Below are 25,583 nucleotides of genomic sequence, written 5' to 3'. Positions count from 1 at the left end.
AGACATCCCATCAGGAAAGAGCCGGACGGCGCCAGGCCTGGGTGCGCGCCACCAGCGCGCGGCTGGCCAGGTGCAGCAGCAAGGCGGCCATGGCCGAGGTGGCCATGATCACCGTGCACATGGCGGCGGCCGGTCCGATGAAGCCCGCGTCATCCATGTTCAGCACGGCCACGGAGGCCAGCACGGTTTGCGGGCTGTAGAGAAACACCACGGCCGACACGGTGGTCATGGCCGAGATGAAGAGATAGCGCGCGGTGTCGATCACGGCGGGCAGGCACATCGGCAGCGTCACGCGCAGGAACGTGATGGGCGCGGGCACTTTCAGCGAAGCCGAGGCGGCCTCGAACTCCGGATCGAGCGCGTTCAGCGCGGTGGTCGCCGTCAGGTGCGCGCTGGTGTAGAAGTGCACGATGGAGCAAGCCACCAGCAGCGCCATCGTGCCGTACAGCGGCGCCAGCGGATTGGCCGGATGGTTGAAGAAGAAGATGTAGCCCAGCCCCAGCACCAGGCCGGGTACGGCCATGGGCGTGAGCGCCAGCGCGCGGGTGGCGCCGCGCAGCGCCTGCGCGGGGCGACGGCGCGCGGGCAGCTTCTCCAGCAGCCAGGCGCCCGTGAACACCAGCGCGGTGCCCACCACGGCGGTCCAGCAGGCCAGCCGCACGCTGTTGCGCCATGCCAGCCAACCGCCGCCATCCATGTTGTCGAAGTCGTACGAACGCAGCGCCAACGTCAGGTTGTACGGCCACATCTTCACGAACGAGGCCCACACCGCCACGCCGACGATGCCGACGATGAACAGCGCCAGCACGGCCAGCAGGCCCAGGAAAATCGCGTCGCGGCCGGGATTGCGGCCCGGTGCGTAGGGCTGGGCGCGGCCGCTCAAGGCGGCGCCGGCACGGGTCCGCAGATGGCGGTCGCACAGGAAGGTCAGCGCGGCCGGCACCAGCAACAGGATGCCGATGGCGGCGCCCTTGGCGAAGTTCTGCTGCCCCAACACGGCCTTGTAGGCTTCCATGGCCAGCACGTTGTAGTCGCCGCCCACCACCTTGGGCACGCCGAAGTCGGTGACGGTCAGCGTGAACACCAGGCAGCAGGCCGAGAACACGGCGTAGCGCGTGCCGGGCAGCGTCACCGTCATGAAGGTGCGCAGCGGGCCGGCGCCCATGGCCCGCGCCGCGTCGTACAACCGGCCGTCGGCCAGGCTCAGGCCCGTCAGCAGGATCATCAGCGCGTGCGGGAAGGTGTAGAACGCCTCGCCCACGACGATGCCCCAGAAGCCGTAGATGGTCTGGCCGCCCGACAGCGCCTTCAGCAGGCCTTGGTTGCCCAGCAGGTAGATGAGCGCGATGCCGGGCAGCAGCGACGGCGCCAGCAGCGGAAGCAGCGCCGCCAGCCGCAACGCGCCCTTGCCCGGGATACGCGAGCGCGCCAGGCCATAGGCGTACGCATAGGCGCTGGGCACCACCAGCAGCACGGTGGTGGCGCCCACCGCCAGGCTGCGGCCGACCATGCCCAGGAAAGCGGCGTCGCCGACGATCTTGGCGATCAGCGCCACGCCATCGCCATCGCCGCCGAACGCGCGGACCAGGATCGCGGCCAGCGGCAGGGCCAGGAACAGGACCAGCAGCAGCGCGTAGAGCGACTGCCCTGCGGGCGCGCCCAGGTGCGAGGCCCAGGCGGGCAGCGGACGGCGGGCGGGGATCGCGGGCTGGCCGTGTCCGGGGCCGGCGCCCGAGGAACCGGCGGTGACCGCACGTCTCGCGGGCGATGCAGATGCGTAGCCCGTCGCGGGTGCGGATGCGTGTAGGGACGCGGCCCCGGCTCCCCCTTGCGATTCAAGCGTAGGCACGTAGCGCATCCCGAGGCAGCTCCACCCAGCAACGGCCGGCGGCGTGGGCGCCCAGCAGGGCATCCCCGGTTTCACTGGAAACGATGGACTGCAGGGTCGTGCCCGGCATGCCTTCGGGCTGCAACGACATCCGATAGCCGCGCCCCAGGAACACGCCGTCCAGCACCTCGGCCAGCAGCGCGTTGGCCGCCCCGTCGGGCCGCGCCGTGCTGACGCGCACGGCCTCGGGCCGCAGGAACAGCCGGCCCGCCGCGTCGCCCAGCGGACGGTCGACGGCCAGCACGTGCCGGCCCACGCGGGCCCGGTGCGCCTCGATGCGCTCGTAGGGCAGCCAGTTGGCCTCGCCCACGAAATCGGCGATGAAGGCCGAGGCGGGCGTGCGATAGAGTTCGCGCGGCGTGCCGACCTGCTCGATCACGCCTGCGTTCATCACGGCGATGCGGTCGGCCATCACCATGGCCTCTTCCTGGTCGTGCGTGACCATCAGCGTGGTGATGGACAGGCGGCGCTGCAAGGCGCGCAGCTCGGTGCGCAGGTGGTCCCGCACGCGGGCGTCCAGCGCCGACATGGGTTCGTCCAGCAGCAGCAGCGAGGGCGAAGGGGCCAGCGCGCGGGCCAGCGCCACGCGCTGCTGCTGGCCGCCCGAGATCTGGCCGGGGTACTTCGCGGCGATGCCGGCCAGGCCGACCATCTCGAGCATGTCGGCCACGCGCGCGGCCACCCGGGCGCGCTGGCCCAGTCGGCCGCCCAAGCCGTAGGCCACGTTCTGCGCCACCGTCAGGTTGGGAAACAGCGCGTAGGACTGGAACAGGATGCCGTAGTCGCGCGCCTGCGGCGGCGCGCGGGAGATGTCGCGCCCGCCGAGCACGATGGCGCCGCTGTCCTGCTGCTCGAGCCCCGCGATGGCGCGCAGCAACGTGGTCTTGCCGCAGCCCGACGGCCCCAGCAGGCACACGAGCTCGCCCGCCTGGATGTCCAGCGACACGTCGGACAACGCGCGATGCGGCCCGTAGTGCTTGACGAGATTGCGCACCGAAAGGAACGCCTGCTCGGGAAGTGCCATGGCGTGTCTCCTTCGGGTCTGACCAGGTACCCCGCCAGTATCGGAGGCGCGCATGCACCATTTATTACACTTCTCGAAAATGCAGTAATGAAAACATCAAGGAATTTTGGTGAACTGGCCGGTCCTCGATTTTTCGTGAAGGCGTCGCGTACCGTGCTGGTCGCCGAACTCAAATCCTTCTATGCCGTGGCGCGCTGCGGCACCGTCACCAAGGCCGCCGCCCAGCTGGGCGTCAGCCAACCCACCGTCACCGCCCAGTTGCGCCAGCTGGAATCGCGCTATGGCCTGGAACTGTTCCATCGCCAGGGCCGCGGCCTGCACCTGTCCGAGGCCGGCCGCCGGCTGATGCCCCAGGTCGAGAAGCTGGTGCAGCAGGAAACCGAGATCGAGTTCCGCCTGCGCGATGCCAGCGACCTGCGCGAAGGCCACCTGCGCATCGGCGCCACCGGCCCCTACTACATCATGGAGACCGTGCAGCGCTACAACCAGCGCTATCCGGGCGTGGACCTGGTGCTGACCATCGGCAACTCGCACTCCATGCTGCAGGCGCTGCAGGATTACCGCATCGAAGTGGCCACTTCGTCCTACCTGATGCAGGACGCGCACCTTTACCGCCGCCAGATCGCCAGCGATCCGCTACGCATCGTGATGCACCGCAGCCACCCGCTGGCTGGCCGCGCCCAGGCCAGCCTGCACGACGTCGCGCAATATACCTTGCTGTTACGGGAACCTGGCTCCATGACTCGGCAACTAACGGAACAGGCTTTGCAGGAAGCGGGGGTCGCCCCCAAGCGGGTGCTGGAGATCGGCAGCCGCGAATCCATCCGCCAGGCCGTCCTGTTCAACCTCGGGATCAGCCTGATTCCGAGCCGCGAGATTCCGGCGCATACTGAACTGGCCACTTTGGCCGTGGCGGACGCTGAAATCCTGATGCACGAGTATCTCTATTGCCTGCGCGAGCGGCAGCCCGCGCAGCTGATTGCCCGCTTCCTGGAGATGGCCCCTGCCGCCGCGGGAAGCCCGGGCTGAAAGGAGTGATCATGGCCCTGAGCCTGAGCGACATCGAACGGATTTTCCTCGAGCGCGGCCACCGCGCCTACGACGGCGAGCCGGTCAGCCACCTGCGGCACGCGCTGCAGACGGCAACCCTGGCCGAGCAGAACGGCGCCAGCCCGGAGCTGGTGACGGCCTGTCTGCTGCACGACCTGGGCCACCTGCTGGCCGACCATCCCGCCACGCCCACCCTGGCGGGCATCGACGACAAGCACCAGTATTTCGTGCTGCCGTTCCTGCGCGGACTGTTCGGCGGCGGCGTGCTCGAACCCATCCGCCTGCACGTCGAAGCCAAGCGGTATCTCAGCTTCGTCGAGCCGGGCTACCTGCAGCTGCTGTCCGAGGATTCGCGCCGCAGCCTGGCGCTGCAGGGCGGCAGCTTCGACGCCATGCAGGCGACCGACTTCGCCGCCCTGCCCGGCGCGCCGGACGCCATCCGGCTGCGCCGCTGGGACGACATGGCCAAGTCGCCCACCATGTCCACCGGCTCGCTGGACTACTTCCTGGGCGTGGCCGAAGGCATCTCGCGCGTGGCGGTGGCGTCCCGTTAGGCGCTCAGCCCTTGGCCACCGGCCGGGCGGGATCCGCCACCCACTCGCTCCACGAGCCGGGATACAGGCGCGAACCGCCCAGGCCCGCCATTTCCATGGCCAGCAGATTGTGGCAGGCCGAAATGCCCGAGCCGCACTGGTGCACGATGGATCCGGGCGCGCGGCCGGCCAGCAGGGTCTCGAATTCGACGCGCAGCTGCGCGGGCGCCTTGAACCGGCCGTCGGCCTCCAGGTTCTCGCTGTTGGGACGGTTCAGCGCCCCCGGAATGTGGCCGGCGACTGGATCGATGGGCTCGACCTCGCCGCGATAGCGGTTGGCCGCGCGGGCATCAAGCAGCGAGAAATCGGGCTGCTCGATATTGGCCAGCACGGCCTGCACGTCCACCGCGCCCACCAGTTGACGCCCCGCCTTCGCATCCGGCAACGGCGCCAGCGGCGCGGCGGGACCCGCCTGCACCGGCAGGCCGGCGGCGTTCCAGGCCTGCCATCCGCCATCCAGCACCACCACGTGCTCGTGCCCGATCCAGCGCAGCATCCACCACAGATGCGCGGCGAAGGTGCCGCCGCTGGCGTCATACGCCACTACCAGGGTATCTGGACGCACGCCGTGCGCCGCCATCAGGCCGGCGAATCGATCCCGGTCGGGCAGCGGGTGGCGGCCGTTGCGGCCGGTCTTCGCGGCGCACAGCTCGGTCTCGTGGTCCAGGAAGCGCGCGCCCGGAACGTGGCCGGGTTCGAAGGCGCGGCGGCCGGCGGTGGCGTCCATCAGGTCGTGCCGGACGTCGAAGATGCGCAGTTCGCCGCTGTCGGCGTCGCCGGCCTCTACACGCGCGGCCAGTTCAGTCACCGAGATCAGGGGGGTGGTCATGGAAGTACTCCAAGGAAGGGCTGCCGGAAGCCTGGCGATCAGGCCCGCATGGGAACAGTGTATCCACATCGCGCAGCGGCGCGGTCGCGATCGGCCGATCCGGGACCGCCGCCAAGCCGCCCCGCCGCCTTGCGGGGCAGGCAGCGTCCGAGCCCTTACCGCGCCGAGGCCGGCTCGCGCATCGTGCGCCAGACCGACAGCAGGCCCGCGCAGATGATCATGCCGATGCCCGTCCAGGCGAAGCCGTCGAGCACGTCGCCCCAGAATCCCATGCCGATCAGCGCGGCGAAGATGATAGTGGTGTATTGCAGCGCCGCCGTCAGCAGCGCCGAGCCGTGGCCGAAGGCGCGCGTCAGCGCCAACTGGCCGAACAGGCCCGCGGTGCCCACGCCGATCAGCGAGAGGTAGCCGGTCAGGTCGGCGTGCCCCCAGCCGCCGACGCCCAGGCCGACGAAGCTGCTGACGCACACCCCCACCGAGAAGAACAGCACGGTACGCCACTCGGGCTCGCCGATGCGGCCCAGCTGGCGGATCTGCATCATGGCCACGGCGGACATGGCGCCGGCCACCAGGCCGGCCAGCGCGGCCATCCATTGGTCTTCCCCGATGCTGGGCCGCAGCACGGCGATGACGCCGAAGAACCCCACGGCCACTGCCGCGATGCGCACGGGATCGCGCTGAGCGCCGCCCCACCCCAGCATCCAGCAGGCGATGAACAGGGGCGCGGTGTAGTTCAGGCTGGTGGCGGTGGCCAGCGGCAGGTGGGATACGGCGAAGAAACCCAGCCACATGGACGAGACGCCCGCCACGTTGCGCCACAGGTGCAGGCGCCAACTGGTGGGCAGGATGGACTGGCGACCGGCCCGGGCCCAGATCAGCAGCAGGACCACCGAGGGCAGGCCGCGAAAGAGAATCACCTGGGGCAGCGTGGCGCCGTGGTCGACACCCAGCTTCACGAACGACCCCATGATGGCGAACATCGCGGACGCCAACAACATCCAAAGTGCCTGCATGGGGCCAACCGCCGGGGAATATTGAAATAAGGGAAAGCGATACTATACTCCCCCTCGAAAGGCCAGCCCCTGTACGCCAGGGTTCCGCGGGGAACCCGGCGCCAGGGAGGCCGTCAAACCAGGTCATACCGCTCGCAGAGGAATACAAGAAACATGAAGCGCATTTTCCTGTTCGTCATCACCAACCTCGCAGTCATGGTCGTGCTGTCGGCCACGCTGCGTATCCTGGGGGTCGATCGCTACATCACCGCCCAGGGCATCAACATGCAGGCGCTGCTGGTGTTCTCGGTGGTGGTCGGCTTCACGGGCGCCATCATCTCGCTGCTCATCAGCAAGCCCATGGCCAAGTGGAGCACCGGCGCGCGGGTCATCGATCCCAACGCGCCCGCCAACCACCGCGAGGCCTGGCTGGTGGAAACCGTGCACCAGTTGGCCGACCGCGCCGGCATCGGCCGTCCCGAAGTGGCCATCTACGAGGGCGAGGCCAACGCGTTCGCCACCGGCGCCTTCAAGAACGACTCCCTGGTCGCCGTGTCCACCGGCCTGCTGGACAGCATGACCGAAGAGGAAGTGGCCGCGGTGCTGGGCCACGAGGTCGCCCACATCGCCAACGGCGACATGGTCACGCTCACCCTGATCCAGGGCGTGGTCAACACGTTCGTGGTGTTCCTGGCGCGCCTGGTGGGCTATTTCATCGACAAGGCGGTCTTCAAGAACGAGCGCGGCGTGGGCCCCGGCTACTACATCACCGTGCTGGTCTGTGAAATCATCTTCGGCATCCTGGCCTCGGTCATCGTGGCCTGGTTCTCGCGCCAGCGCGAATACCGCGCCGACGCGGGCTCGGCCCACCTGATGGGTTCGCGCGAACCGATGATCCGCGCGCTGGCCCGCCTTGGCGGGCTGGAGCCGGGCGATCTGCCCAAGTCCTTCCAGGCCTCGGGCATCGCCGGCAAGGGTGGCATCGCCGCGCTGTTCGCGTCGCACCCGCCCATCCAGAACCGCATCGCGGCGCTGCAGGGCCGCATGGGCTGATACGCCCGGCATGCGCTGGCCGCCTGCGCGGCCAGCGCATGCCATCGAAAAGCTTGCTGAAAAAGAACGGGCCGGACTGCGCAACGCAGTCCGGCCCGATGCTTTTGCGGCGCGCTGCAAGCGGCGCGCTGCAAGCGGGCCCGCGGCGGCGCATGCCACCGCCGCGGATCACGCCGTAGGGATCAACCCAGCGTCAGCACGGTGGCGCCGGTGGTCTTGCGCGCGGCCAGCGCGGCCTGCGCGTCGCCCGCCTGCTCCAGCGTGTAACGCTGGTCGATGCGGACCTTGATCTTCTTCTTGGTGACCAGGCCGAACATCTCGTCGGCAGCGGCCTTCAGCTTCTCCGGCGTGTTGACGTGCAGGCCCAGCGACGGGCGCGTCAGGTACAGGCAGCCCTTCTGGTTGAGCTGGCCCACGTTCACGCCCGTGACCGGGCCCGAGGCATTGCCGAAGCTGACCATCAGGCCGCGCGGCTCCAGGCAGTCCAGCGAGGTTTCCCAGGTGTCCTTGCCCACGCCGTCGTACACCACCGGCACTTTCTTGCCCTTGGTCAGCTCCAGCACGCGCTCGACGACGTTTTCGTGCGAATAGTCGATGGTCTCCCAGGCGCCGTTGGCGCGGGCCAGCTCGGCCTTCTCGGGGCTGGACACCGTGCCGATCAGCTTCACGCCCAGCGCCTTCGCCCATTGGCAGGCGATCAGGCCCACGCCGCCGGCGGCCGCGTGGAACAGGATGGTCTCGCCGCCCTGCAGGCGGTAGGTCTGGCGGAACAGGTACTGCACCGTCAGGCCCTTGAGCATCAGCGCCGCGGCATCGTCGAACTCGACGCCGCGCGGCAGCTTGACGACCTGCGCGGCCGGCACGTTGCGGGCCTCGGCATAGGCGCCCAGCGGGCTCTGGCCGTACGCCACGCGATCGCCCACCTTCAGGTGGCCCACCTCGGCGCCGACGGCCTCGACCACGCCGGCGGCCTCGAAGCCCAGGCCGTGCGGCAGCGGATGCGGATACAGGCCGGTGCGGTAGTAGATGTCGATGAAGTTCAGGCCGACCGCGTGCTGGCGGATGGTGACTTCATTGGGCGCCGGCGCCGGCACCTCGACCTCGGCGACCTTCAGGACTTCCGGTCCGCCGTGCTGTTCGATACGGATTGCCTTGACGAGCTTGCTGGCCATGCCGGCCTCCTTTCTTGTTCAATGAGTGTAAGCATCGAAGCGCGCGGCCGGCCCGAGGGGACCACGCGCGAAAAAAACAGACCTAGCCCACGCGCCGGCTGCGGCCCGACAGCACGAGCACGCCGCCCAGCACCAGCACCGTGCCGGCCAACTGCCACAGCGTGATGGGCTCGTCCAGGAACCAGGCCGCCAGGAACAGCACGGACACCGGCCCCAGCATGCCCAGCAGCGCCGCCGTGGGCGCGCCGATGAGCACCACGCCCCACATCAGCATGAACACCGGCACCACCGTGTTGAGGGTGGCGTGGATGATGGAATAGCCGTAGACGCCGGCGGGCTGGGAGAACAGCAGCGAGACGGGATGCACCACCGCGAACTGCACCAGGCAGGCCACGCACGACACCGTCATGGCATAGGCCACCAGCCGGGTGGCGCCGACGCGCTTGACGATCTCGCCCGAGCTGATCAGGTAGACAGCATAGCTGAGGGCCGAGAGGAAAACGAAGAAAGACCCTGTCACGACATCGGACCCGGCGTTCTGGCCCAGGTCGTGCGCGAACACCAGCACCACGCCCAGGTACGACAGCCCCATCGCGATCCACTGGCGCCGCAGCACGGGACGCTTGAACCATGCCGCCGACAGCAGCACCACCATCGAGGGCGACAGGAACAGTATCAGCCGCTCCAGCCCCGCCGACACGTAGCGCAGGCCGATGAAGTCCATGAAGCTGGAGAAGTAGTAGCCCAACAGGCCCAGCAGGCAGATCTTCAGGCGCTCGCGCACGGTCAGCAGCGGCAGCTCGCCGCGCGTGGCCCGGCGCGATTGCCACCACGCGATGGCGGCGAAGAACGGCAGCGCGAACAGCATGCGGAAGGCGATCAACGTGACGGCGTCGATGCCGTAGCGGTAGGTCAGCTTGACGACGATCGCCTTGCCCGCGAACAGGATCGCGCCCAGCGACGCCAGCAGGAAACCCGCCAGCCGCTGCGTGGAAGGGGTGCGCAGGAAGCGGGCGGGCACGGACTCGGCGGATGGATTCATGCGATCATTTTATAGTTTGCCCGCCCGCTCGCCGCGCGCGGGGCGCCATCTTTTCGCCGATGCGGACCATGCGCCGCGCCGCGCGCCGCCTCGCCAAGACAGTCTTCCGCCGCCGCCTCCTCCATGACCGCCCACCGCTCCGCCCTGATCCAGATCCACTTCGCCGCCGTGCTGTTCGGCCTGACCGGCGTGTTCGGCGAATTGATCCACGCCAGCGCCAGCGTCATCACGCTGGGCCGGGCGCTGTTCGCCGTGGTGGCGCTGGCCTTCTTCGCGCGCCTGCAGCGACGCCGGCTGCTCAGCCCGCTGGCGCCGGCGCAACTGACGGGACTGATCCTGGCCGGCCTGCTGCTGGCCGCCCACTGGGTCACGTTCTTCATCTCGGTCAAGGTGGGCGGCATCGCCATCGCCACGCTGGGCTTCGCCAGCTTCCCGGCCTTCATCACGCTGCTGGAGGGCCTGGTGTTCCGCGAAAAGGTGCGCGCGGCGGAATGGGCCGTGCTGGCTCTGGTCACGGCCGGGCTGGTGCTGGTCACGCCCTCGTTCGACCTGGCCGACCAGGGCACGGTGGGCCTGGCCTGGGGCCTGCTGTCCGGCCTGTGCTTCGCCCTGCTGGCCCTGATGAACCGGCGCTCGGCCGCCGGCATCGACGCCATGCAGGTGGCCTGCTGCCAGAACATCGTGGTGGCGCTGGCGCTGCTGCCCGCCGCGGCCGTGCACCTGCCGACCGTCAGCGCCCTGGACTGGATGTGGCTGGCGCTGCTGGGCGTATTCTGCACGGGCCTGTCGCACTATCTGTTCGTGTCCAGCCTGACGCGCCTGAACGCGCGCAGCGCCGGCCTGGTGATCGCGCTGGAACCCGTCTACGCCATCGCCTTCGCCTGGGTGCTGTTCGGCCAGCAGCCCACCGTGCGCATGATCGCGGGCGGCGTGCTGATCGTGGCGGCCATCGTGTGGTCGGGGCTGAGGAAGCCGGCCCACTGACTGCCGGTGTGGCTTGGGGCGCAAACCCCTGCATTTACAGTAGTTGCCTAGTCAGATATATTGGCGACCATCATGACCGAATCCCGCTCCCCTTCCGACGGCGTCCAGCACTACCGCAGCGACAGCCAGAACCTCAGCGACGACAACACCGGCTTTCTCATCAAGCAGGTGTTCCACTCGATGAACCGCATGCTCGACCAGGAAATGGCGCCGCTGGAGCTCACGGCCATGCAATGGCGGCCCCTGGCCCTGCTGTGCAAGGGCCGCGCCGACACGCCGGCCGAGCTGGCCCGCCTCAACGGCGTGGACACCGGCGCCATGACCCGCACGCTTGACCGCCTCGAGGCCAAGGGCCTGGTGCGCCGCACCCGCAGCCTGGAAGACCGGCGCGTCATCCGCATCGAACTGACGGACAGCGGCAAGGAAAAGGGCCGGCAGATTCCCGCCTACATCGCCAAGGTGCTCAATCACCACCTGCGCGGCTTCTCGCCCGAAGAGGTCTGCCAGTTGCGCCATCTGTTGCGGCGCATGCTGGCCAATGGCACCTGACACCCGCAACGGATGACCCTGCCGCCGGTACGGCTGTCAAAGTCATCCGTTTTTTATCAGCATATAGTTGCCTAGGCAATTACAGATCAGTCAAATACTTTCAGCTTTTCGTCAGAATGAAACGCTTACTCCTCACGACTCTGATGCTTGCGCTCGGCGGCTGCGCACTGATGGATCCGGCCGCGCCGCCCGCCGCGCAGCTCGACGGCGCCCGCCTGGGCCTGGTCCAGCAGGACGTCGCCTGGCCCGAGGCCCAATGGTGGCGCCGCTACGGCGACACGCAGCTCGACCAACTGGTCGACGAAGCCCTGGCCAGCAATCCGTCGCTGACGTCCGCCCAGGCGCGGCTGGCGCAGGCCAACGCCGCCGTGTCGCGCTCGCGCGCGCCGCTGCTGCCACGCGTCGACGGCAATTATTCGCTGTCGCGCGAGCACCTGCCCAAGAACTACATCTACCCCGCCCCCATGGGCGGCTCGGTGGTCAGCGACAACCGCCTGGCGCTGGACTTCACCTACGAGCTGGACTTCTGGGGCAAGAACCGCGCCCTGCTGACGTCCGCGGTGTCGCAGCGCGATGCCGCCTCGGCCGACGCCCAGGCCGCGCGCAACGTGCTGTCGCGCGCCGTGGTGCGCAGCTACCTGAACCTGCAGAACGGCTTCGCGCAGCGCGAGGTGCTGCAGCGCACGCTCAAGCAGCGCGCCGACGTGCTGGACATCACGCGTGGCCGCCTGGGCGCGGGCCTGGACACCGAGGTCGAGGTCAAGCAGGCCGAGTCGCTGCTGGCGGCCGCCCGCGTCGAGCTGACCCAGGAAGAGACCACCATCGCCCAATTGCGCAACCAGATCGCCGCGCTGGCCGCGGCCGGCCCGGCGCGCGGGCAATCGGTGCAGCCGGTCAGGCTGACGGCGCCGTCCGGCGTCGTGCCCGCCGCGGTGCCGCTGGACCTGCTGGGCCGCCGTCCCGACGTGGTCGCCGCGCGCTGGCGCGCCGAGGCCGCGCGCAGCCAGATCGATGCGGCCAAGGCGCAGTTCTATCCCAACGTCAACCTGGTGGCCTTCGCCGGATTCCAGGCGCTGGGCACCAACCAGTTGCTGGACGCGGCCTCGCGCACCGCGGGCATCGGCCCGGCCATCACGCTGCCGATCTTCCACGGCGGCGAGCTCAACGCCAACCTGGCGGGCCGCCGCGCCGACGCCGACCTGGCCGTGGCCGACTACAACCAGGCCGTGCTGGACGCCGTGCAGCAGACCGCGGACGCGCTGGACGCGCTGCGCCTGATCGACCGCGAGAAGCAGGAACAGCGCCAGGCGCGCGAGGCCATCGAATCGGCCTACGACATCGCGGTGCAGCGCTACAAGGCCGGCATGGGCAACTACCTGTCCGTGCTCACGGCGCAGACGAGCGTGCTGACGCAAGCGCGCCTGGACACCGACCTGCAGGCCCGGGCCTACCAGCTCGATGCCGACCTGGCCTATGCGCTGGGCGGCGGCTATCGGCCCGACACGGCCCAAGCCGCCGATGCCGGCGCGGCCCAGCCCGAAGCGCCGCAGGCCGGCGCCGCCACTTCCCACTGATACCGAACGACCCGACTCTCCGACGTCATGACTACCGCAACCCCCAATCCCAAGCGCAAGCGCCTGCTGCTGATCGCCGCCGGCGTGTTCATCCTGCTGGCCATCGCCTATGCCGTCTGGTGGGCGATGTTCGGCTCCCACTACGAAAGCACCGACGACGCCTACGTGCACGGCAACCTGGTGCAGATCACGCCGCAGGTGGCCGGCACCGTGGTCGCCATCGAGGCCGACGACACCGACACCGTCAAGGCCGGCCAGCCAATCGTGCGCATCGATCCGGCGGACGCCGACGTGGCGCTGCAGCAGGCCGAGGCCCAACTGGCGCAAAGCGTGCGCCAGACCCGCACCCGCTACGTGCAGAACGACTCGCTGGCGGCCAACGTGGAAGTGCGCCAGGCCGAGATCGAACGCGCCCAGGCGGAACTGAACCGCGCGCAGAGCGACCTGAAGCGCCGCCAGGACCTGGCCCGCTCGGGCGGCGTCAGCGGCGAGGAGATCCTGCACGCGCAGACCACGCTGAAGTCGGCCCAGTCGGGCCTGGCGCAGGCCCGCGCCGCGCTGTCCGCCGCGCAGGCCGAACTGGCCACCAACCAGGCGCTGACGCACGGCACCGACGTGGCCAACCACCCCGACGTGCTGCACGCCGCCGCCGCGGTGCGTCGAGCCTGGCTGGACAAGTCGCGCACGGTGCTGCCCGCGCCGGTGGACGGCATGGTGGCGCGCCGCAGCGTGCAGGTGGGCCAGCGCGTCGCTCCCGGCTCGGTGCTGATGAACGTGGTGCCGCTGGACCAGTTGTGGATCGAAGCCAACTTCAAGGAAGGCCAGTTGCGCAAGATGCGCATCGGCCAGCCCGCCACGCTGACGGCCGACCTGTACGGCGATTCCGTCACGTACCACGGCAGGATCGTGGGCCTGGACGCCGGCACCGGCAGCGCCTTCGCGCTGCTGCCCGCGCAGAACGCCACCGGCAACTGGATCAAGGTGGTGCAGCGCGTCCCCGTGCGCATCCAGCTGGACGCGGCCGAACTGAAGCAGCATCCGCTGCGCGTGGGCCTGTCCATGAACGTCGAGGTCGACATCGCCGACCAGGAGCACGGCCAGGCACTGACCTCGGCCGCGCGCACCGAGCCCGCCTGGTCCACGCGCGCCTTCGAGCCCTCGCACGACGACGCCGACCAGCAGATCGCCAAGATCATCCAGGCCAATCTCCAGTAAGCCAGGCCCTGCCATGAGTGATACCCCCCAGGCTGCCGCCCCCGACGCGGCGCCCAAGCCCGCCGCGCCACCCGCGCCGCGCAGCTACCCGCCGCTGGAGGGTGCCAAGCGCATCCTGGGCTCGGTGGCGCTGTCCACCGCGGTGTTCATGAACGTGCTGGACACGTCCATCGCCAACGTGTCCATCCCCACCATCTCGGGCGACCTGGGCGTCAGTACCAGCCAGGGCACGTGGGTGATCACCTCGTTCGCGGTGGCCAACGCCATCACCGTGCCGCTCACTGGCTGGCTGACGCAGCGTTTCGGCCAGGTGCGCCTTTTCCTGGCGTCCACCCTGCTGTTCGTGCTGGCCTCGTGGCTGTGCGGTTTCTCGCCCTCGCTGGAAGCGCTGATCCTGTTCCGCGTGCTGCAGGGCGCGGTGGCCGGCCCCATGATCCCGCTGTCGCAGACGCTGATGCTGGCCAGCTTCCCCAAGGAAAAGGCCGGCATGGCCCTGGCCATCTGGGCCATGACCACGCTGGTGGCGCCGGTGGCCGGGCCCTTGCTGGGCGGCTGGATCTCCGACAACTACACGTGGCCGTGGATCTTCTACATCAACGTGCCGGTGGGCCTGCTGGCCGCCTGGATCAGCTGGTCCATCTACAAGGACCGCGAATCCGTCACGCACAAGCTGCCCATCGACAAGGTCGGCCTGGTGCTGCTGGTGGTGTGGGTCGGCGCCATGCAGATCATGCTGGACAAGGGCAAGGAGCTGGACTGGTTCGCCAGTTCCACCATCCAGCTGCTGGCACTGATCACGGTGGTTGCCTTCGTGTTCTTCCTGATCTGGGAACTGACCGACGCGCACCCCATCGTCGACCTGCGCCTGTTCAAGCTGCGCAACTTCACGGTGGGCGCGATCACGCTGGCCGTGGCATATGGCGTGTTCTTCGGCAACGTGGTGCTGCTGCCGCTCTGGCTGCAGAGCAACATGGGCTACACGGCCACCTACGCGGGGCTGGTGACGGCGCCGGTGGGCATCCTGGCCATCGTGCTCACGCCCATCGTGGGCAAGCTGCTGGCCACGCGCGATCCGCGCCAGCTGGTCACGGTGTCGTTCATCATCTTCTCCATCGTGTTCTTCATGCGCGCCGGCTTCACCACCGACGTGGACGTGCGCGGGTTGATGATTCCCACCATCATCCAGGGCGCGGCCATGGCGGCCTTCTTCGTGCCGCTGACGTCCATCACCCTGTCGGGGCTGGAGCCCTGGCGCATCCCCGCGGCATCGGGCCTGTCGAACTTCGCGCGCCTCACCGCGGGCGCCTTCGGCACCTCCATCGCCACCACGCTGTGGGAGAACCGCACCACCCTGCACCATGCGCAGCTGACCGAAGTGGCCAAGCCCGGCGAACAGGCCTTCGACCACTTCATGGACGTCTTCCAGCACACGCTGGGCGCCTCGCACGAGCAGGCGCTGGTGATGATCGATCGCCTGATCACCACGCAGGCCGCCACGCTGTCGGCCACCGACGTGTTCCATGCGTCGGCCATCATCTTCCTGTTCCTGACGGTGCTGGTGTGGTTCGCCAAGCCCAAGCTGAGCAAGGGCGGCAAGGACGGCGGCGCGGCGGAGGCGGCGGCGGGCGCGCACTGAACGATGCCCGCCGCGCGGGCCGATGCAGGCAGAAGGCCGTGCCGGGCATTTCCGCACGGCCTTCCGCATACTGCCTGGCGGACACTGGCGCCCCGCATAACCCAGGCAAATACGCCGGATTGAAAACCAGAATTTTACGAATGACGGCGGATGCGGTGACACTGGCGTGAACCCAGACCACGAGGACTACGACATGAGCACCGCGCTCCAGCCGGCGGACACCACCGGCATCACCATCGACGGCCAGCGTCTGTGGCAATCGCTGATGGACCTGGCGAAGATCGGCGCCACCGCCCGCGGCGGGAATTGCCGACTGGCCCTGACCGACCTGGACCGCCAGGGCCGCGACCTCGTGGTGGGCTGGATGCGCGAGGCCGGCCTGGACGTCCGCGTGGACCAGATCGGCAACATCTTCGGCCGCCGCCCCGGCCGCGACGCCGCGCGCCGGGCCGTATGCACCGGCAGCCACATCGACACGCAGCCCACGGGCGGCCGCTTCGACGGCTGTTATGGCGTGATGGCCGGGCTGGAAGTGATGCGCACGCTGCAACAACGCGGCATCCGTACCGAGGCGCCGCTGGAGCTGGCCATCTGGACGAACGAGGAAGGCAGCCGCTTCGCGCCCTTCATGATGGGCTCGGCCGTGTACTGCGGCAAGCTACCGCTGGAGACCGCGCTGCAAACCGCTGATGCCGACGGCAAGCGCGTGGGCGACGAACTGCAGCGCATCGGCTACGCGGGCGACCAACCCATAGGCCATCGCAGCTTCGGCCATTACCTCGAAGCGCACATCGAGCAGGGCCCCATCCTGGAGGCCGAGCGCCGCGTGATCGGCGCGGTGACGGGCTCGCTGGGCAGCTACTGGTACGAGATCACCGTGACCGGCATGGAAGCCCACGCCGGCCCCACGCCCATGCCGCTGCGCCGCGACGCGCTGCATGCCGCCACCTTCATCATGCAGGACGTGGTGCGCATCGCGCTGGAGCACGCACCACATGGCCGCGGCACGGTGGGCGTGGTGCAGGTGCATCCCGGATCGCCCAACGTCATCCCGGGCGCCGTCACGTTCACCGTGGATATCCGCCACGAAGACGCGGACCAGCTGGCCGCGATGAACGCGCGGCTGCACGAGAGCGTGCGGCGCGTGCGGACGGGCGAATGCACCGGGCATGCGATGGAGATCGCGATGAAGCAGACGGCCCATTTTCCGCCCACGCCCTTCGCGCGCGAACTGGTCGACGCCGTGCGCGCGCAGTCGCAGGCACGCGGCTACACGACCATGGACATCGTCACCGGCGCGGGCCACGACGCCGTGCACATCGCTTCGGTGCTGCCGGCGGGCATGATCTTCGTGCCGTGCAAGGACGGCATCAGCCACAACGAGATCGAGGACGCGGACCCGGCGCACCTGGAGGCCGGGGCGAACGTGCTGCTGGGCGCGATGGTGTCGCTGGCCGGATTGGGAAAGTAGCCCGCTAACGCGCGAAGTGCGCGGCAAAGCGGTGTAGGGGTTCGAGCCCCCTCCCTTGCACCGGCATCGCGCGCGCATTGCGCATGGGACGTGCTTCGCCGATGCGGTGCGCACAACGCCCAGCAGGACATCGAAAGCCCTCGCGGGCCTCACGCGATACACTGCCCCGACCGCCGCGGCGGCAGGCGCATCACCGGCGTCCCGCCGCGATCCCGCACTCGCTGCTCCCTCTTGCGAAAAGACATCACGTGAAAATCATCTGCTGCTCCGAGACGCGCAACGTCTGGCCCCAACTGCTGACGGCCGCGTTGCCCGAGGCCGAAGTCGTCGAATGGCGCGACGACCAGCCCGCGCAGGACGCCGACATCGCCGTCGTGTGGCGCCCGCCCGCGCAACTGTTCGAACGCGAGCGCAAGCTGCGCGCGGTGTTCAACCTGGGCGCCGGCGTGGACGGCCTCTTGAAGCTGCCGACGCTGCCGCCCGAGCTGCCGGTGGTACGCCTGGAAGACGCCGGCATGGCGGTGCAGATGTCCGAATACGTGGTGCACTACCTGACCGGCGTCAGCCGCCATTTCGCCGCCTATGCCGCGCAGCAGCGCGCGGCCACGTGGAAGCCGCTGCCCGAGCTGCGCCGCGACGAATGGCCCGTGGGCGTGCTGGGCATGGGCGCGATGGGCGCCCACGTGGCCCGCACGCTGGCCGCGCTGGAGTATCCGGTGGCCGGCTGGTCGCGCAGCGGCAAGGCGCCCGAGGGCGTCGAGGCCTTCGGCGGCGTCGAATCACTGCCCGCCTTCCTGGCCCGCACGCGCGTGCTGGTCAACCTGCTGCCGCTGACGCCCGACACCGAAAGCCTGCTGCGCCGCGAGACGCTGTCGCAACTGCTGCCGGGCGCCTACCTGATCAACCTGGGCCGCGGCCCGCACCTGGTGGAAGAAGACCTGGTCCCGCTGCTGGACAGCGGCCAGCTGGCCGGCGCAGCGCTGGACGTGTTCCGCCAGGAGCCGCTGCCGGCCGACCACCCGTTCTGGACGGACCCGCGCATCGCCATCACGCCGCACGTCGGCGCGACCAGCCTGCAGCGCGAAACCGTGGCGCAGATCACGAAGAAGATCCGCGCCCTGATGCGCGGCGAGGCCGTCACCGGCGTGGTGGGACGCGACCGCGGGTATTGACGCGGCCACGCGGGCACGGGCCGCGCGCAGCGCGTCCGCGCATCCGGACGAAGCGGCCCGCATCCTGGGGCCGCCCCCGAGGCGGGACGGCCGCCGTTTGGCGGATAATGGCGTGAAGAATCCCGCGCGCCGGCTTGCGGCGCGCCTCACACACGCCAGCCCGCCAACCGGATCCCGCGCCATGACTTCGCTCAGCAACGCCCAGCAGCAAGACGTCCAGTACCACCTGCATTCGTACACCAACGCGGTCAAGCACCGCGCGGTCGGCCCGCGCGTGATCGAGCGCGGCGAAGGCATCTACGTCTACGACGACCAGGGCAACCGCTACCTCGAAGCCATGTCCGGCCTGTGGAGCGTGGCGGTGGGCTTCGGCGAGCCGCGCCTGGCCGAGGCCGCGCACCGCCAGCTCAGCAAGCTGCCCTACTACCACACGTTCACGCACAAGTCGCATCCGGCCGTCATCGAGCTGGCCGAACGCCTCATCGGCTACACCGACGGCCGCATGTCCAAGGCCTTCTTCACCAACTCGGGCTCGGAAGCCAACGACACCGTCGTCAAGCTGGTCTGGTTCTACAACAACGCGCTGGGCCGCCGCGACAAGAAGAAGATCATCGCCCGCCAGCGCGGCTACCACGGCGTCACGGTGGCATCGGCCAGCATGACCGGCCTGCCCGGCAACCACAAGGACTTCGATCTGCCGTTGCCGCAGATCCACCACACCGCCTGCCCGCATCACTACCGCAATGCCCTGCCCGGCGAAAGCGAGGAAGACTTCGCCACCCGCCTGGCCGACGAACTGGACGCGCTGATCCAGCGCGAGGGCGCCGACACCGTCGCCGCCTTCATCGGCGAACCCGTCATGGGCGCGGGCGGCGTCATCGTGCCGCCGCGCACGTACTGGGACAAGATCCAGGCCGTGTGCCGCAAGCACGACGTGCTGGTCATCGCCGACGAAGTCATCACGGGCTTCGGCCGCCTGGGCACGCGCTTCGGCTCGGAACGCTTCGGCATCGAGCCCGACATCCTGGTGCTGTCCAAGCAGATCACCTCGTCGTACCAGCCGCTGGGCGCCGTGCTGATCAACGACCGCGTGGCCGGCCCCGTGGCCGAGCACAGCGGCAAGCTGGGCACCTTCGGCCACGGCTATACCGCCAGCGGCCATCCGGTGGCCACGGCCGTGGCGCTGGAGAACCTGAAGATCATCGACGAACGCAACCTGATCCAGAACGCCGCCGAGATGGGCACGCTGATGCACGAGCTGCTGCGCGGCTACGCCGACCATCCGCTGGTGGGCGAAGTGCGCGGCGTGGGCCTCATCGCCGGCGTGGAACTGGTGGCGGACCGCGCCAGCAAGCGGGCGTTCGATCCCGCGGGCAAGGCCGGCGCCTACGCCTACGAACGGGCGCATGACCACGGCCTGATCGTGCGCGGCATCGGCGACACCGTCGCCTTCTGCCCGCCGCTGATCATCGATGAGGCCCAGGTGCGCGACATGGTGGACCGCTTCGGCCGTACGCTGGAAGACACGGCCAGGCACGTGGGCGCGGCGGGCTGAAAGGGAACGGCCTGCAGTCGCGCGCCCGAAGCGCGACGGCAGGCCATGGAAGGATGGGCCTCTAGGCCGGTCCGAATCCGTACAGGCGCGCCGGATTGTCGACCAGCACGCGCCGCCGCGTGGCGTCGTCCGGTATCCAGTCGCCCAGTAGGTCCAGCAGCAGGCCGTCATCCGGCATGTCCCTGGCCTCGTAGTAGTTGATGTGCGGCCAGTCCGTGCCCCAGACGACGCGCCCGCTGTCCGCGGCGAGCAGCGCGGCGGCGTATGGCGCGGCGTCGGCAAACGGCGCTCCCACCGCGGTATTTCGGTCCGCGCCCGAGATCTTCACCCACGCCTGGCCCTCGGCCACCATGCGGCACAGGAACCGGAAGCCGGGATCGTCCACGCCCCGCGCGGCATTCATGCGGCCCATGTGGTCGACCACCAGATCCACCCCCGGCTTCAAGAGTGTCGGCGCCAGATCCGGCAGGTCCGGCGCGTGGATCCAGATCTGCGCATGCATGCCGCGCGCCTTCAGGCGCGGCGCCAGCGTGGCGAAGTCGTCGATGCCGACGCCGTTCCGGTAGACGGTCTTGCCGTCGTGCTGGTAGAGGTTGAAGCGCGCGCCGCGCACGCCTTGCTCGGCCAGGCGGTCGAGTTCCGCGTCGGACAGCGTGGCGCGCATGACGGCGACCGCGCGCAGGCGCTCGGGATAGGCCGCCAGTGCCTGCATCACGTTGCGGTTGTCGGCGCCCTGCGCGCTGGCGGTCACCAGTACGCCCCGCGACAGCCCCAGGCCGTCCAGGTGCGCGATAAAGCACTCGGCGCCGTTCTCCGGCGGGGTATAGCTGCGGTCGGGATCGAGCGGAAACCGCGCATAGGGGCCGAACACGTGCGCGTGCGAATCGCAGGCGCCGGGGGGTACGGCAAAGCGCACCGGCATGCGGTCCGCCAGGGGAGCCAGGCAAGGTCTGGTCATGGTCTCGTGGTGGGTGAGTGGGTCATCGAGGCGAAGGCGGTGCTGGCAGCCAGGCCTGGGCGGTCCACCGCCGGCCCGCCCTGCACCAGGGCCGCGACGTGCCGGCCCAGCGCCATCGACGCGGTCAGGCCCGGCGACTCGATGCCGAACAGATTGATCAATCCCCGCGCCCCGTGCACCGCCTCGGTCTGGACCACGAAGTCGGCCGCGCCCGAATGCAGGGGATCGTCCGGACCCGCCAGGCGCGGGCGGATGCCGGTGTAGCCCGGCTGCAGCGCGCCGTCCGGCAGGCCTGGGTAATAGCGGCGGATGCCCGCGTAGAAATCGGCCTCGGCACGGGGGTCGAAGTGGTAGTCCACCCTGTCGATCCACTGCAGGTCGGGGCCGAACTTGCACTGCCCGCCCAGGTCCAGGGTCACGTGCACGCGCAGGTGCGACACCCGGGACACCGGATAGACCAGATGACGGAATGGCGATCGGCCACTCAGGGTGTAATAGCGGCCGATGGCATAGTGCACGGCCGGCACCGCCGGCCTGGGCACGCCGGCCACGGCGGCCGCGATCTCATGGGCGCGCAGGCCGGCCGCGTTGACCACGTCGCGGCAGAGGATCTCCATCGGCTCGTTGCCGCCGACCCTCAGCACGATGCCGTCGGCCGTGGCCTGGCCGCCCAGCACTGGGCTGTTCAGCGCCAGCATGGCGCCGGCGTTCTCGGCATCGCCCAGGTAGGCCAGCATCAGCCCATGGCTGTCCACGATGCCCGTCGAGGGCGACATCAGCGCCGCCACCGCCTCGACCTCGGGCTCCAGCTCGCGCAGTTCGGCCCGGTCGACCGCGCGCAGATCGTGCACGCCCGCCGCCCTGCCCTGCTCCACGTATTTGTCCAAGCCTGGGATATCCGCTTCGGTGGTGGCCACGATCAGCTTGCCCACCCGGCGATGGCCGATGCCGCGCTCGGCGCAATAGGCGTACAAGGCGTCGCGGCCCTGCACGCACAGCCTGGCCTTGAGCGACCCTGCGGGATAGGAGATCCCGGCGTGGATTACTTCGGAGTTGCGGGCGCTGGTCTGCGTGCCGAAGGCGTTCTCCGCCTCCAGGATGACGACCTCGCGCCCGGCCAGGGCCAGTTCGCGCGCGATGGACAGGCCCACCACACCCGCGCCGATGACCACGCAGTCGATATGCTGCATGTCAGACCTGCCCAGGGCCGATCGGCAGGGGCACCCCCATGCCGCGCTCGCGCGCCCGCTTCAATACCTCGACGCCCGCATACAGGTCCTGCACGGCCATGCCATGCGACTCGAACAGGATGACCTCGTCGTCCGATGCGCGGGCGGGACGGCGGCCGGCCACGATCGCGCCCATCTCGTCCAGGTTTTCCCAATGGATCAGGCCATCCTCGTAGGCGGGCAGCAGGTCGCCGCACTCGCCGCGCGCCACCTCGCGCGAATCCGCCACGATCCGGTCGGCCCGGCGCACGGTCTCGGTATCGATCTCGCGCCGGTTCAGGGCATTGGCGCCCGTGGCCGCCACGAACTGGCCGGGCTCAAGCCAGCGACCGTCGAACAGGGGCTCGACGGCGCGCGTCATGGTCACGATGAGGTCCGATCCACGCACGGTCGCCTCGCGCGATTCGGCGGGTCGCACGGCGGCCGCCACGCACGCGCCCATCTCGTCGCAGAAGGCCCGCACGGCCTGCGCGTCGCGCCCGAACACCTTCACTTCCCGGATGTCGCGCACCGCACAGACGGCCTCCAGCTGCGTGCGCGCATGGCGGCCGTAGCCGAACAGGCCCAGCACCCGGGCGTCCTGCCGTGCCAGGTGACGGGCCGCCACGCCGGTGGCCGCGCCGGTACGCAGCCGTCCCAGCCAGTCCGATTCGATCATGGCCTCGGTGTGGCCCTGCGCGTGGTTCATCAGGTGCAGCAGTGTGTTGAGCGGCTTTCCCGGCTTGTTGTAATAGGCCTTGTAGCCGATGACGCCGATCGGTGGCGCGGCCGCCTGCAGGATGTGCAGGTGCCCGCCCGGCTGCCGGGTCCGCAGGCGCGGCACGTCGAAGGCCTCGCCGCGGCCATGCGCCGCGAAGGCCTGCTCCACCGCCTCGATGGCCAGGGACATGGGCAGCAGTTGCCGCACGTCCGATTCATTCAGGTAAAGCACCATACCGCCTCCTGTCGGGCCCCCGGCCCGGATCAAATACGTACGCCGGCCAGGCCGCGCATCAGCTGTCCGCCCAGCGCCGCGCCCTCGCGCACGCCGATCACCCGCAGCGCATTCCACATCATGGCCGTGGCGCCCGACAGCACCGGCTTGCGCAGGTCGCGCTCCAGCACGTCGATCGCGCCCACCGTCGGCATGCCCACGCCGCTCAGGAACAGCGCCTGGGCGTCTGGGCAATCGACCTGCCGCCCCAGCGCATAGGCGCGTTCGGGCGTTTCGTCATAGATATTGGTCACGCCGGGCAGCATGCCATGGGCCACCACGTCCAGCCCATGGGCCTGCAGCAGCGCCTTTCCCTGCAGCGTGGTCTCTTCGTTATACGGGGTGGCATAGGCCAGGCGTTCGACGCCCAGATGCGCCAGCGCGACCAGCACGCTGCCGAACGTGGTGATGAACGGAATGCCGTGCTTCTGCTCCATGCGGGCGACCAGCTCGGCCTCTGCGTCCTTGCCCAGCGTATAGCTGGTCGCGGTGTGCGCCATGACGATGACGTCGGGCTTGACCATGGCCAGCAACTCGACGTTCTCGGGCAGGTGCGCGATCTGCGTGCGATTGCGATCTTCCTGGCCCGCGTGCGCGCCGGTCATGCCATGCGCCACCATGCGCGTGAAATGCAGGGAAACGCCGGGCGGCGCCAGCAGCGCCATTTCGGGTTCCACGGTCGGGTTGCCCGGAGGTACCAGGAAGCCGATGCGGCCTCGCCATCCCATCATGATGAAATCCTTTCGATAAAACGCAGAGCGATGGCCGCGCACGCATCGGGATGCGTGGCGGCGATGTGATAGGAATCGGCCTGCAGCTCGACCAGTTCCGATCCCGGAATTCGGCTTTGCCAGCGGGACACCTCCGCCACCGACTGGCGCTGGTCGTACGCGCCGGGCCGCGGCGGCTGCACGGCCACGATGACCTGCGTGGGGCAGCGTATGGCTTCCAGGCGCGCCGGTTCGGCTAGGCGCGGCAGCATGCGGAAGCAGGCCTTGACCGTACCGGCCGGCGCCCATCCCATGTAGTCGGTCCACCATGCGGTGCCCTCGGGCGACAGGGCGCTGCCCATGCGGCCCGGCATGGTGGCCTGCGCCCAGCCGCGCACGCCTGCGCGCTCGACCAGGCCGAGCCAGTCCTCGACCCACTTCCCGAGCGCGCCGCCCGGCGAGATCAGCACGCCTGCCAGGGTCAGCGAGGCCATCCACGGCACGCGGCGCTGCGCCAGTTCCAGGGCCACCTGCGCGCCCAGCTTGGCCCCCACCACGTGGATGTCCGCGCCGAACTGGCCGGCCAGCGCGTCGATGTCGTCGGCCAGCGCCTCGATCGACAACGCTTCGTGCTCGTCCACCGGCGTGGACAGGCCGTAGCCGCGCAGGTCGACGCGCACGACGCGGCAGCGCCGCGCCAACTGCGGCACCCAGCCCGCGAAGGCCTCGGCCGACTCGGCGATGCCGTGCAGTAGCATCACGACCGGCGCCTGCCGCCAGCCGTCGGTATGGTCGTCCACCACATAGGCGATGTCGATGCCGGGCGCCACCGTCGCGCGTTCGGCGTGGCGGCGCGCCGCCGCATAGCGTTGGCCGTGCTCGTTGTGCGGATGCATGTCGATGGACCTCATGGGCGCTTGCAGCCTCATTGCTTGTCGATGTTGCCGGCCTTGATGACCGCCGCCCACTTATCGATTTCCTTGTGGATCAAGGCGTCCAGCGCCTTGCCGTCGGCCGCGTGCGGATGGATGGTCTGCTGGGTGATCTTCTGCTTGACCTGCGGATCGTTCACCGCGTCCATGAAGACCTTCTCCAGCTTGGCCCGCACGTCCGGAGGCAGCCCGGCCGGCCCCAGCATGCCGATCCAATAGGACGTCTCGTAGCCCGGATAGCCCAGTTCGGCGATGGTGGGCACGTCGGGCAGCACCGGGTCGCGCTCGGCGCTGGTCACGGCCAGCACCTTCAGCTTGCCTTCCTTGACCATGCCCATCGACGTGGCGTAGGCCTCGATCTTGGTGTCCACTCGGCCGGCGATCAGGTCAGCCTTGGCCGGGCCCGTGCCCTGGTACGGCACATGCACCATCTGCAGGCCGGCCTGGTTGGCCAGCATGGTCATGGCCAGGTGCGGCCAACTGCCGGTGCCCGCCGACGAATACACCACCTTGCCGGGATTGGCGCGGGCATAGGCGATGAATTCCTGGAAGGTGTCGTACGGCTTCTGGTGCTGGGCCAGGAACACGCCCGGATGGTCCGCCAGCAGCGCGATCGACGTGAAATCCTTGATGGTGTCGTAGGGCAATTGTTCGCGCAGCGAGGCGTTGACGGAGAACGCCGTCTGCCCCACCAGCAGGGTGTAGCCGTCGGGCGGCGCCTTGGCGACGAAGTCCGAACCGATGATGCTGCCCGCGCCGCCGCGGTTCTCCACGATGATGTTCTGGCCGAGCAGTTCCTGCGCCTTGGCCACGACGATGCGCGTGACCACGTCGGTGGATCCGCCCGGCGGGAAGGGCACGATAACCCGCACGGGCTTGTCCGGATACCCGGCGGCATGCGCGGCCACGCCGACGACGCACGCGAACAGCCCCGCCATCGCATGGCTGACGAATTTCATGATGTTGTCTCCTGGAGTTTCTA

23 protein-coding genes are annotated in these 25,583 nt (G+C 69.4%); 11 read left to right on the top strand and 12 right to left on the bottom strand.

The genetic code is table 11. The features are described from left to right. Positions 1-10: 10 nt before the first annotated feature. A complete protein-coding gene (locus tag FS845_RS11565) occupies positions 11-1,858 on the bottom strand; it encodes a putative 2-aminoethylphosphonate ABC transporter permease subunit (protein WP_144634741.1) in 1,848 nt (615 codons plus the stop codon). Further along, a complete protein-coding gene (locus FS845_RS11560) occupies positions 1,836-2,912 on the bottom strand; it encodes a putative 2-aminoethylphosphonate ABC transporter ATP-binding protein (RefSeq protein ID WP_144634738.1) in 1,077 nt (358 codons plus the stop codon). Before FS845_RS11560 ends, FS845_RS11565 begins: the two co-directional genes overlap by 23 nt. Before the next feature lie 153 nt (positions 2,913-3,065). On the opposite strand from FS845_RS11560, the gene FS845_RS11555 reads away from it, so the two are divergent. Then, on the top strand, positions 3,066-3,941 hold the full coding sequence (locus FS845_RS11555) for a LysR family transcriptional regulator (RefSeq protein ID WP_186332270.1): 876 nt from the start codon (positions 3,066-3,068) through the stop codon (positions 3,939-3,941). Positions 3,942-3,952: 11 nt separating this feature from the next. After that, the gene (locus tag FS845_RS11550; RefSeq protein WP_144634732.1) at positions 3,953-4,516 is read left to right on the top strand and encodes a phosphonate degradation HD-domain oxygenase; all 564 of its coding nucleotides are present in this window, start codon (positions 3,953-3,955) and stop codon (positions 4,514-4,516) included. 4 nt (positions 4,517-4,520) lie between these two features. Here the strand turns inward: FS845_RS11550 and FS845_RS11545 are convergent, their stop codons facing one another. Further along, positions 4,521-5,384, bottom strand: coding sequence for a sulfurtransferase (locus FS845_RS11545; RefSeq protein WP_144634729.1), 864 nt, complete (start codon positions 5,382-5,384; stop codon positions 4,521-4,523). A gap of 155 nt (positions 5,385-5,539) precedes the next feature. Continuing rightward, entirely contained in the window at positions 5,540-6,397 is an 858-nt protein-coding gene (locus FS845_RS11540) for a DMT family transporter (protein WP_144634726.1), read from the bottom strand. Positions 6,398-6,550: 153 nt separating this feature from the next. On the opposite strand from FS845_RS11540, the gene htpX reads away from it, so the two are divergent. Then, on the top strand, positions 6,551-7,429 hold the full coding sequence (gene htpX, locus FS845_RS11535) for a protease HtpX (protein WP_144634723.1): 879 nt from the start codon (positions 6,551-6,553) through the stop codon (positions 7,427-7,429). A gap of 182 nt (positions 7,430-7,611) precedes the next feature. Here the strand turns inward: htpX and FS845_RS11530 are convergent, their stop codons facing one another. Together FS845_RS11530 and FS845_RS11525 are read right to left on the bottom strand one after the other, a co-directional pair. After that, positions 7,612-8,601, bottom strand: a complete 990-nt coding sequence (locus tag FS845_RS11530; RefSeq protein ID WP_144634721.1) for a quinone oxidoreductase family protein — start codon at positions 8,599-8,601, stop codon at positions 7,612-7,614. A gap of 82 nt (positions 8,602-8,683) precedes the next feature. Then, the gene (locus FS845_RS11525) at positions 8,684-9,643 is read right to left on the bottom strand and encodes a DMT family transporter (RefSeq protein WP_144634718.1); all 960 of its coding nucleotides are present in this window, start codon (positions 9,641-9,643) and stop codon (positions 8,684-8,686) included. A 123-nt stretch (positions 9,644-9,766) separates the two neighbouring features. Here FS845_RS11525 and FS845_RS11520 point away from each other — a divergent pair, with 123 nt between their 5' ends. The 8 genes from FS845_RS11520 to FS845_RS11485 all read left to right on the top strand — a co-directional run bounded on the left by FS845_RS11520 (position 9,767) and on the right by FS845_RS11485 (position 19,799). After that, the gene (locus FS845_RS11520; RefSeq protein WP_144634715.1) at positions 9,767-10,627 is read left to right on the top strand and encodes a DMT family transporter; all 861 of its coding nucleotides are present in this window, start codon (positions 9,767-9,769) and stop codon (positions 10,625-10,627) included. A 72-nt stretch (positions 10,628-10,699) separates the two neighbouring features. Then, positions 10,700-11,176: a MarR family winged helix-turn-helix transcriptional regulator gene (locus tag FS845_RS11515; RefSeq protein WP_144634712.1), complete on the top strand. Its 477-nt coding sequence runs from the start codon at positions 10,700-10,702 to the stop codon at positions 11,174-11,176. Positions 11,177-11,292: 116 nt separating this feature from the next. Further along, positions 11,293-12,750, top strand: a complete 1,458-nt coding sequence (locus tag FS845_RS11510; protein WP_144634710.1) for an efflux transporter outer membrane subunit — start codon at positions 11,293-11,295, stop codon at positions 12,748-12,750. Between the two features lie 27 nt (positions 12,751-12,777). Next, a complete protein-coding gene (locus FS845_RS11505; protein WP_144634708.1) occupies positions 12,778-13,965 on the top strand; it encodes an HlyD family efflux transporter periplasmic adaptor subunit in 1,188 nt (395 codons plus the stop codon). A gap of 13 nt (positions 13,966-13,978) precedes the next feature. Then, the gene (locus tag FS845_RS11500; RefSeq protein WP_144634706.1) at positions 13,979-15,601 is read left to right on the top strand and encodes a DHA2 family efflux MFS transporter permease subunit; all 1,623 of its coding nucleotides are present in this window, start codon (positions 13,979-13,981) and stop codon (positions 15,599-15,601) included. A 193-nt stretch (positions 15,602-15,794) separates the two neighbouring features. Further along, positions 15,795-17,072: a Zn-dependent hydrolase gene (locus FS845_RS11495; RefSeq protein ID WP_144634704.1), complete on the top strand. Its 1,278-nt coding sequence runs from the start codon at positions 15,795-15,797 to the stop codon at positions 17,070-17,072. Between the two features lie 248 nt (positions 17,073-17,320). Further along, positions 17,321-18,244, top strand: coding sequence for a 2-hydroxyacid dehydrogenase (locus tag FS845_RS11490; RefSeq protein ID WP_260986256.1), 924 nt, complete (start codon positions 17,321-17,323; stop codon positions 18,242-18,244). A gap of 181 nt (positions 18,245-18,425) precedes the next feature. After that, positions 18,426-19,799, top strand: coding sequence for an aspartate aminotransferase family protein (locus FS845_RS11485; protein WP_144634700.1), 1,374 nt, complete (start codon positions 18,426-18,428; stop codon positions 19,797-19,799). A 61-nt stretch (positions 19,800-19,860) separates the two neighbouring features. Here the strand turns inward: FS845_RS11485 and FS845_RS11480 are convergent, their stop codons facing one another. The 6 genes from FS845_RS11480 to FS845_RS11455 are packed head-to-tail and all read right to left on the bottom strand — an operon-like array spanning position 19,861 to position 25,560. Then, positions 19,861-20,757 (bottom strand): amidohydrolase family protein, encoded by an 897-nt coding sequence (locus FS845_RS11480; protein WP_144634698.1) that lies wholly within the window; start codon positions 20,755-20,757, stop codon positions 19,861-19,863. After that, a complete protein-coding gene (locus FS845_RS11475) occupies positions 20,754-21,947 on the bottom strand; it encodes an NAD(P)/FAD-dependent oxidoreductase (RefSeq protein WP_144634696.1) in 1,194 nt (397 codons plus the stop codon). The genes FS845_RS11480 and FS845_RS11475 overlap by 4 nt, the downstream gene beginning before the upstream one ends. 1 nt (position 21,948) lies before the next feature. Next, positions 21,949-22,920 carry an ornithine cyclodeaminase family protein gene (locus FS845_RS11470; RefSeq protein ID WP_144634693.1) on the bottom strand — a complete coding sequence of 324 codons (972 nt, stop codon included), beginning with the start codon at positions 22,918-22,920 and terminating at the stop codon, positions 21,949-21,951. Positions 22,921-22,949: 29 nt separating this feature from the next. Continuing rightward, the gene (locus FS845_RS11465) at positions 22,950-23,690 is read right to left on the bottom strand and encodes a hypothetical protein (protein ID WP_144634691.1); all 741 of its coding nucleotides are present in this window, start codon (positions 23,688-23,690) and stop codon (positions 22,950-22,952) included. Continuing rightward, positions 23,687-24,580 carry an alpha/beta fold hydrolase gene (locus tag FS845_RS11460; RefSeq protein WP_186332249.1) on the bottom strand — a complete coding sequence of 298 codons (894 nt, stop codon included), beginning with the start codon at positions 24,578-24,580 and terminating at the stop codon, positions 23,687-23,689. Before FS845_RS11460 ends, FS845_RS11465 begins: the two co-directional genes overlap by 4 nt. A 14-nt stretch (positions 24,581-24,594) precedes the next feature. Beyond that, complete coding sequence (locus FS845_RS11455) at positions 24,595-25,560, bottom strand: Bug family tripartite tricarboxylate transporter substrate binding protein (protein ID WP_144634687.1); 966 nt, start codon at positions 25,558-25,560, stop codon at positions 24,595-24,597. Between the last annotated feature and the right edge of the window lie 23 nt (positions 25,561-25,583).

Origin of the sequence: Bordetella genomosp. 13 (assembly GCF_007679965.1) — a bacterium.
Classification (GTDB): domain Bacteria; phylum Pseudomonadota; class Gammaproteobacteria; order Burkholderiales; family Burkholderiaceae_B; genus Bordetella.
Note: the sequence above shows the minus strand (reverse complement) of the source record. Positions and strands in the feature narration are given on the sequence as shown.

What these genes read in the sequence shown, in the direction of transcription:
- FS845_RS11565 (WP_144634741.1), bottom strand. Translation starts at nt 1,858, where the DNA reads ATGCGCTACGTGCCTACGCTTGAATCGCAAGGGGGAGCCGGGGCCGCG.
- FS845_RS11560 (WP_144634738.1), bottom strand. Translation starts at nt 2,912, where the DNA reads ATGGCACTTCCCGAGCAGGCGTTCCTTTCGGTGCGCAATCTCGTCAAG.
- FS845_RS11550 (WP_144634732.1), top strand. Translation starts at nt 3,953, where the DNA reads ATGGCCCTGAGCCTGAGCGACATCGAACGGATTTTCCTCGAGCGCGGC.
- FS845_RS11545 (WP_144634729.1), bottom strand. Translation starts at nt 5,384, where the DNA reads ATGACCACCCCCCTGATCTCGGTGACTGAACTGGCCGCGCGTGTAGAG.
- FS845_RS11495 (WP_144634704.1), top strand. Translation starts at nt 15,795, where the DNA reads ATGAGCACCGCGCTCCAGCCGGCGGACACCACCGGCATCACCATCGAC.
- FS845_RS11515 (WP_144634712.1), top strand. Translation starts at nt 10,700, where the DNA reads ATGACCGAATCCCGCTCCCCTTCCGACGGCGTCCAGCACTACCGCAGC.
- FS845_RS11485 (WP_144634700.1), top strand. Translation starts at nt 18,426, where the DNA reads ATGACTTCGCTCAGCAACGCCCAGCAGCAAGACGTCCAGTACCACCTG.
- FS845_RS11475 (WP_144634696.1), bottom strand. Translation starts at nt 21,947, where the DNA reads ATGCAGCATATCGACTGCGTGGTCATCGGCGCGGGTGTGGTGGGCCTG.
- FS845_RS11530 (WP_144634721.1), bottom strand. Translation starts at nt 8,601, where the DNA reads ATGGCCAGCAAGCTCGTCAAGGCAATCCGTATCGAACAGCACGGCGGA.
- FS845_RS11510 (WP_144634710.1), top strand. Translation starts at nt 11,293, where the DNA reads ATGAAACGCTTACTCCTCACGACTCTGATGCTTGCGCTCGGCGGCTGC.
- FS845_RS11540 (WP_144634726.1), bottom strand. Translation starts at nt 6,397, where the DNA reads ATGCAGGCACTTTGGATGTTGTTGGCGTCCGCGATGTTCGCCATCATG.
- FS845_RS11520 (WP_144634715.1), top strand. Translation starts at nt 9,767, where the DNA reads ATGACCGCCCACCGCTCCGCCCTGATCCAGATCCACTTCGCCGCCGTG.
- FS845_RS11480 (WP_144634698.1), bottom strand. Translation starts at nt 20,757, where the DNA reads ATGACCAGACCTTGCCTGGCTCCCCTGGCGGACCGCATGCCGGTGCGC.
- FS845_RS11455 (WP_144634687.1), bottom strand. Translation starts at nt 25,560, where the DNA reads ATGAAATTCGTCAGCCATGCGATGGCGGGGCTGTTCGCGTGCGTCGTC.
- FS845_RS11505 (WP_144634708.1), top strand. Translation starts at nt 12,778, where the DNA reads ATGACTACCGCAACCCCCAATCCCAAGCGCAAGCGCCTGCTGCTGATC.
- htpX (WP_144634723.1), top strand. Translation starts at nt 6,551, where the DNA reads ATGAAGCGCATTTTCCTGTTCGTCATCACCAACCTCGCAGTCATGGTC.
- FS845_RS11470 (WP_144634693.1), bottom strand. Translation starts at nt 22,920, where the DNA reads ATGGTGCTTTACCTGAATGAATCGGACGTGCGGCAACTGCTGCCCATG.
- FS845_RS11500 (WP_144634706.1), top strand. Translation starts at nt 13,979, where the DNA reads ATGAGTGATACCCCCCAGGCTGCCGCCCCCGACGCGGCGCCCAAGCCC.
- FS845_RS11525 (WP_144634718.1), bottom strand. Translation starts at nt 9,643, where the DNA reads ATGAATCCATCCGCCGAGTCCGTGCCCGCCCGCTTCCTGCGCACCCCT.
- FS845_RS11465 (WP_144634691.1), bottom strand. Translation starts at nt 23,690, where the DNA reads ATGATGGGATGGCGAGGCCGCATCGGCTTCCTGGTACCTCCGGGCAAC.
- FS845_RS11460 (WP_186332249.1), bottom strand. Translation starts at nt 24,580, where the DNA reads ATGAGGTCCATCGACATGCATCCGCACAACGAGCACGGCCAACGCTAT.